This is a genomic window from Kitasatospora sp. NPDC004531 (assembly GCF_053602195.1).
In genome coordinates this window covers 59,121-65,437 of record NZ_JBSGDD010000035.1, presented here as the reverse complement: position 1 = coordinate 65,437, position 6,317 = coordinate 59,121, and the positions used below count along the sequence as shown (strand labels likewise).

The 6,317-nt window shown below is 74.3% G+C and carries 6 protein-coding genes; 5 read left to right on the top strand and 1 reads right to left on the bottom strand.

Annotation, left to right across the window (positions count from 1 at the left end; genetic code table 11):
• Positions 1-104: 104 nt before the first annotated feature.
• A complete protein-coding gene (locus tag ACWEMJ_RS16775) occupies positions 105-797 on the top strand; it encodes a hypothetical protein (protein WP_452137790.1) in 693 nt (230 codons plus the stop codon).
• 28 nt (positions 798-825) lie between these two features.
• On the opposite strand, the gene ACWEMJ_RS16770 is transcribed toward ACWEMJ_RS16775, so the two are convergent.
• Positions 826-1,047, bottom strand: a complete 222-nt coding sequence (locus ACWEMJ_RS16770) for an antitoxin (RefSeq protein WP_452137789.1) — start codon at positions 1,045-1,047, stop codon at positions 826-828.
• A 160-nt stretch (positions 1,048-1,207) separates the two neighbouring features.
• Between ACWEMJ_RS16770 and miaA the strand changes: the two genes are divergently transcribed.
• The 4 genes from miaA (at position 1,208) to ACWEMJ_RS16750 (ending at position 6,317) form a co-directional block, all read left to right on the top strand.
• The gene (gene miaA / locus ACWEMJ_RS16765; protein WP_452137788.1) at positions 1,208-2,134 is read left to right on the top strand and encodes a tRNA (adenosine(37)-N6)-dimethylallyltransferase MiaA; all 927 of its coding nucleotides are present in this window, start codon (positions 1,208-1,210) and stop codon (positions 2,132-2,134) included.
• A 254-nt stretch (positions 2,135-2,388) separates the two neighbouring features.
• Positions 2,389-2,874, top strand: coding sequence for a hypothetical protein (locus ACWEMJ_RS16760; RefSeq protein ID WP_452137787.1), 486 nt, complete (start codon positions 2,389-2,391; stop codon positions 2,872-2,874).
• Positions 2,875-2,901: 27 nt separating this feature from the next.
• Positions 2,902-3,780 (top strand): diaminopimelate epimerase, encoded by an 879-nt coding sequence (gene dapF, locus ACWEMJ_RS16755; RefSeq protein ID WP_452137786.1) that lies wholly within the window; start codon positions 2,902-2,904, stop codon positions 3,778-3,780.
• A gap of 176 nt (positions 3,781-3,956) precedes the next feature.
• Complete coding sequence (locus tag ACWEMJ_RS16750) at positions 3,957-6,317, top strand: RelA/SpoT family protein (RefSeq protein WP_452137785.1); 2,361 nt, start codon at positions 3,957-3,959, stop codon at positions 6,315-6,317.

Genomic DNA, 6,317 nt, shown 5'->3' with positions numbered 1-6,317 from the left:
CACCACACCCCCAACGGTCCGGATCAACGGGCAACACCGCACATCCAACCGCGCGCAGCACCAACCCGGCGAACCATCCCGGTCAAAGCACTAGAGTGATCGACATGCTTGTTGCCGCCGCCGTGTGCCCCTGTCCGCCGTTGCTCGTGCCCGAGGTCGCGGCGGGGGCCGCCGCGGAGGCGGAGGAGCTGCGGGGGGCGTGCCTGGAGGCGGTGCGGGCGCTGGGGGACGTGGAGCTCGTCGTCGTGGTGGGGACGGGCGAGCGGGCCGGGGTGTGGACGGAGGGCGGGGCGGGGTCGTTCCGCCGGTACGGGGTGCCGAAGGCGGTGAAGCTGCCGCTGGGCGGGGTGGACGGCCCGGAGCTGTCGCCCGCGTTGACGGTGGGGGCGTGGCTGCTGGAGGAGGCGGGCGTCCGGGTGCCGACGCACGCGGTCGCGGTGCGGCCGGACACGGCCGCCGAGCGGCTGCTGGGCCTGGGCCGGGGGCTGGCCGAACTCGCCGACCGGGTGGGCCTGTTGGTGATGGGCGACGGCAGTGCGCGGCGTTCGGTGAAGGCCCCCGGATACTTGGACGAGCGGGCCGAGGGTTACGACCGCGCGGTGGCGCGGGCGCTGGGCGCGGCGGACGCGGCCGCGCTGGGGGCCCTGGACGCGGGCCTCGCGGCGGAGCTGCTGGTGGAGGGCCGGGCCCCGTGGCAGGTGCTGGCGGGTGCGGCGGAGGGCGCCGCGCTCGGCGGGGAGCTGCGGTACGAGGACGCCCCGTACGGCGTCGGCTACCTGGTGGCCTCCTGGCGCTGAGCGCGCAGCAGGCCACCGGCGCCGGGAGTCAGTCGTCCTTCGGCTTGGCCGCGAAGTCGTCGCGGGCGTGCTTGGCGGCCGAGGTGCCCTTTCCGATCTGGTCGCTGTACTTGTGCTTGGTGGCCTTGTCGATGGTCTCGCCGGCCTTGTCCACCAGGTTGTCGATCTTGTCGCCGTGCTTTCCGGCCAGCTCGCTGGCCTTGTCCTTGAGTTCCTCGGCCTTGCCCTTGAGGTTGTCCATCAGGCCCATGGAGTGCATTCCTCGCATTTCGCATCAGATCGGTACCAGACATAGCTGATCCTCCCCGGTCAACGAGGCCGTGACACAGGAGGTGCCCGGGTTTTGCGAGACTGGTGTGGTGAGCGGTTCCTCCTCTTCTTCTTCTGTACGTTCTGCACACCCGCGCCGGGTGGTGTCGGTGGTCGGTGCGACCGCGGCCGGCAAGTCCGACCTGGCGGTGGCGATCGCCCGTGAGCTCGGCGGGGAGGTGGTGAACACCGACTCGATGCAGCTCTACAAGGGCATGGACATCGGCACCGCCAAGCTGACCGAGGGCGAGCGCGGCGGCATCCCGCACCACCTGATGGACATCTGGGAGGTGACCGAGACCGCCTCGGTGGCCGAGTACCAGCGTCTCGCCCGGGCCGAGATGGACCGGCTGCTGGCGGCCGGCCGGGTGCCGGTGCTGGTGGGCGGCTCGGGGCTGTACGTGCGGGCGGCGATCGACGAGATGGAGTTCCCCGGCACGGACCCCGAGGTGCGGGCCCGGCTGGAGGAGGAGCTGGAGCGGGTCGGCCCGGGGGAGCTGCACCGGCGGCTGGCCGGGCTGGACCCGGCGGCGGCGGAGGCGATCCTGACCAGCAACGGGCGGCGGATCGTCCGGGCGCTGGAGGTCATCGAGATCACCGGCCGGCCGTTCACCGCGAGCCTGCCGACGCAGCGCGCGGTGTACGAGGCGGTGCAGATCGGCGTGCGGGTGCCGCGTCCGGAGCTGGACCGGCGGATCGAGCTGCGGGTGGACCGGATGTGGGAGGCCGGCCTGCTCGACGAGGTGCGGGAGCTGGAGCGGGTCGGGCTGCGCGAGGGGTTGACCGCGAGCCGGGCGCTGGGCTACCAGCAGGTGCTGGCGTTCTTCGCCGGCGAGTGCACCGAGGACGAGGCCCGGGCGGAGACGGTGCGGGCCACCAGGCGGTTCGCCCGGCGCCAGGAGTCGTGGTTCCGGCGGGACGGGCGGATCCACTGGCTGGACCGTCCGGAGGGGGCCGATCCGGTTGAACTCCTGGGCCGCGCAATGGAACTGATCGATCGACCGGAACGTTCCGGCGACACCGGCTGACCGGCGGTTTTCGGCTGCCGGAGGGCGTGATCCGGCCAGCCGCCCGGGCAGCTGCACCGGCAGACGCAGGTGCAGAAGGCACCGGCGGTCACGACCGGATCACGTCCTGGCATCGGATCACCCGATCACCCCGGGGGAGGCCCTGTCCGGGTCTTGCCACGTGCCATCATCGGTAGCACCGAGGCCCGGCACGCGGGCCGGCCTCACCGCCCGCGAGCTCCCGGAGCCCGCGTCGAGCCGTCAGGGGAGGCCGCGTGTCAACGGGTACCGGCCCCGAAACCGATGAGCTGCTGGGCGACAGGTCCGACGGGTCCGAGACGCTCCCCGAGCTCGCCGTCCCCACCACCTCGTACGCCGTGGCGCTGCCCGCGATCGACGACCTGGCCGCCGCGCCGGGCGTGGTGCACGAACGGGACATCCGGCCGCGCCGCCGGCTGCGCTGGTGGCAGATCCTGCCGATCGCCGGCTCGGTGATGTTCGGCGCGCTGATGTTCGCCTTCCCGCTGGCCTTCGGCAGCGAGGGCGCCACCTCGATGATCGGCATGCTGGGCCTGCTGATCACCTCCGCCTCGGTCGGCTGGGGTGCGATGGCCGCCCGCCGGGCCGGCTACAAGTGGCCGGGCGTGCCGCGCCGCGGCAGCTCCGAGCGGGCCGGCTGGAAGGCCATCGTGGTCTACACCCTGCTGGTGGCGATCGCCGTGGCGCTGGCCGTCTGGCGGGTCGACCACCTCGGCGGTTAGCAGCCCCTCGCCGTTACCATCGGCACTGTGAGCGAGCGCAGCAGCATCAGTGGAACGGCCTTCCTCAAGGGGCACGGCACCCAGAACGACTTCGTGATCCTCCCGGACCCGGACGGCCGGCTCGACCTGTCGGCCGGGACGGTCGCCGCGCTGTGCGACCGCCGGGCCGGGATCGGCGCGGACGGCGTGCTGCGGGTGGTGCGCTCGGCGGCCGAGCCGGACGCGGCGGCGATGGCCGGGCAGGCCGAGTGGTTCATGGACTACCGCAACGCCGACGGCTCGATCGCCGAGATGTGCGGCAACGGGGTGCGGGTGTTCGCCCGGTACCTGGTGCACGCCGGGCACGCGAAGCCGGGGGAGCTGGCGGTCGCCACCCGCGGCGGGGTGAAGAAGGTGCGGATCGCCGAGGACGCCGCCGACGGCACCCCGGGCGAGATCACCGTCGACATGGGCCGCGCCGTGCTGCCCGGCCCGGACGACGTCACCGTCACCGTCGAGGACCGCAGCTGGCCCGCGCTGAACGTCAACATGGGCAATCCGCACGCCGTCGCGTTCGTTGACGACCTGGCGCACGCCGGGCACCTGTACGACGCGCCGCTCACCGCGCCGGCGGGCGTGTACCCGCAGGGCGTGAACGTGGAGTTCGTGGTGGACCGGGGCGAGCGGCACGTCGCGATGCGGGTGCACGAGCGCGGCTCCGGCGAGACCCGCTCCTGCGGGACGGGCGCCTGCGCCGTCGCGGTGGCCGCGATCCGCCGGGCCGGACTGGACCCGGCGCGCACCGGGCGGGCCGTCGGCTGGACGGTGGACCTGCCCGGCGGCCGACTGGTGATCGAGGAGTTCCCCGACGGCCGGATCGAGATGACCGGCCCCGCCGTGATCGTCGCCGAGGGCGTACTGAGGTAACGGCTGGTCAGCTCGACGCGGCGTCAGCTCCCGCTTCCCAGGCCGGTATCGGGTTAATCCCCCCGTTCGGGTGATACCGGCGGGAGAGCGGAAGCGGGGGCTCGCCGAACCTGCTGTGCTCGGTAGCATGGACCACCGGGTCGGCCGTCGCTCCGGTGTTGCTGCCGGAGGTGCAGATGACCATCCGCTCCGAGTTGGCGGGCTCGCCGTCCAAGCAGCAGGCGAGCCGCTTCAGCCGTGCGGCGCTCGGCCGGGCCGGCCGGGCGGCGCTGCTCGCCACCGGGCGGACGCCCGTCCCCGACGCCATCGAACCGATCGTGCAGGCGCACCGGGTGCACCACCCGCAGGCCGACCTGGCGCTGCTGGCCCGCGCCTACCGGGTCGCCGAGGAGAGCCACCGCGGCCAGACCCGCAAGAGCGGCGAGCCGTACATCACCCACCCGCTCGCCGTCACCATGATCCTCGCCCAGCTCGGTGCGGACACCACCACGCTGGTCGCCTCGCTGCTCCACGACACCGTCGAGGACACCGAGATGACGCTCGATCAGGTCGCCGAGGACTTCGGGCCCGAGGTGGCGTACCTGGTGGACGGCGTCACCAAGCTGGAGAAGGTCGACTTCGGGGCGGCGGCCGAGCCCGAGACCTTCCGCAAGATGCTGGTCGCCACCGGCGACGACGTCCGGGTGATGGTGGTCAAACTCGCCGACCGGCTGCACAACATGCGCACCATCCGGCACATGAAGCCGGCCAGCCAGGTGCGGATCGCCAAGGTCACCCGGGACGTGCTGATCCCGCTCGCCGAACGGCTCGGCATCCAGGTGGTGAAGGCGGAGCTGGAGGACATCGTGTTCGCCACCCTGCACCCGGAGGAGTACGCGCACACCGGCGCGGTGGCCGGCGGCTGGACGGACGGCGTGCTCGCCCCGTTCGCCACCGAGCTCGGCCGGCAGCTCGCCGAGGCCGGAATCTCCTCCGCCGTCACCGTCCGCCCCCGGCACCTGGTCTCGCTGCACCGGGTGATGATCAAGCGCGGGGCCGGCCCGGACGGCGCGGGGCTGCGGCCCGCGGACTTCGGCCGGCTGCTGGTGGTGGTCGAGGAGAACGCCGACTGCTACGCCGTGCTCGGCGAACTGCACACCTGCTGGACGCCGCTGCCCGGCGAGTTCAAGGACTTCGTGGCCGCCCCCAAGTTCAACCTGTACCAGTCGCTGCACACCGCCGTGGCGCTGCCCGGCGGCGAGGTGGTCGAGGTGCTGGTGCGCACCCGGCGGATGCACGAGGTCGCCGAGACCGGCGTCGTCGCGCTCGGCGACCCGCGTGCCGCCGACCGGCAGAGCGCCGCCGCCGAGGACCCCGAGGACCGTACCGACCCGGCCCGCCCCGGCTGGCTGGCCCGCCTGCTGGAGTGGCAGCAGGGCACCCCCGACCCGGACGCCTTCTGGTCCGCGCTCACCGCCGACCTGCGCGACGACCGGGAGATCACCGCCGTCACCGAGGACGGCGCCACCCTGCACCTGCCGGCCGGTGCCAGCTGCCTGGACGCCGCCTACCTGATCGGCGAGGAGACCGGCCACCGGTGCATCGGCGCCCGGGTCAACGGCCGGCTCACCGCACTCTCCACCGAGCTGCGCGACGGCGACGTGCTCGGCCTGCTCACCGCCCCCGCCGACGAGGACAGCGGCCCCGACCCGGAGTGGCTGGAGTACGTCCGCACCCCCGCCGCCCGGCTCGCCATCGAGCGCCGGCTGGCGGCCCCGCGGCCCGCGCCCACCGCCGAACGGCCGCCCGCCGTCGGCGCCCCGGCGCCCGCCGCGCCGCCCGCGCCGCCCTCCGCCGCGCCCGCCGAGGCGACCGAACTCCCGGGCGCCGCAGTCCGGTTGGCGCGCTGCTGCACGCCGGTGCCGCCCGACGAGGTGACCGGCATCGTGCTGCGCGGCGGGGTCGTCGCGGTGCACCGGGCGGGCTGTCCGACCGGCACCCGGATGCTGCGCGGCGACCGCCGGGAGGTCGCCGTCCGCTGGCTGCCCGGCGGCGCCCCGCAGTGGGGCTACCGGGCCACCCTGCACGCCGAGGCGCTGAACCGGCCCCGGCTGCTGGCCGACCTGACCGCGGCGATCTCCGGCGAGGGCGTGTCGATCTTCTCCGCCGACGTCGAGCCGCCCCGCCAGCTGCGGGTGCGGCACAGCTACACCCTGGAGCTCGCCGACGCCGCCGCGCTGCCCGCCGTGATGCGGGCGATGCTGCGGGTCTCCGGCGTGTACGACGTCTACCGGCCGGGCGGGCCCGAGGAGACGCCGGCCCGGCCCGGGGCGCCGTCGGCCGCGGCACCGCCGGTGGGGGCCCCGGCGGCGGGGGCTTCGTCGGCGCCGGAGCCGGCCGTGCCGGGGCCGGGCACAGCCGCGGGGCCGGTGGCGGGAGCCGGTGCGGCGGCTGGTAAAAGGGATGACTCGGGCACAGCGGGCGTGCGACCATCGTGGGGAATTCACGGCGGTTCTGCCGTGTTGTCCGAGAGCACCACCCGATCAATCCAAGGATGA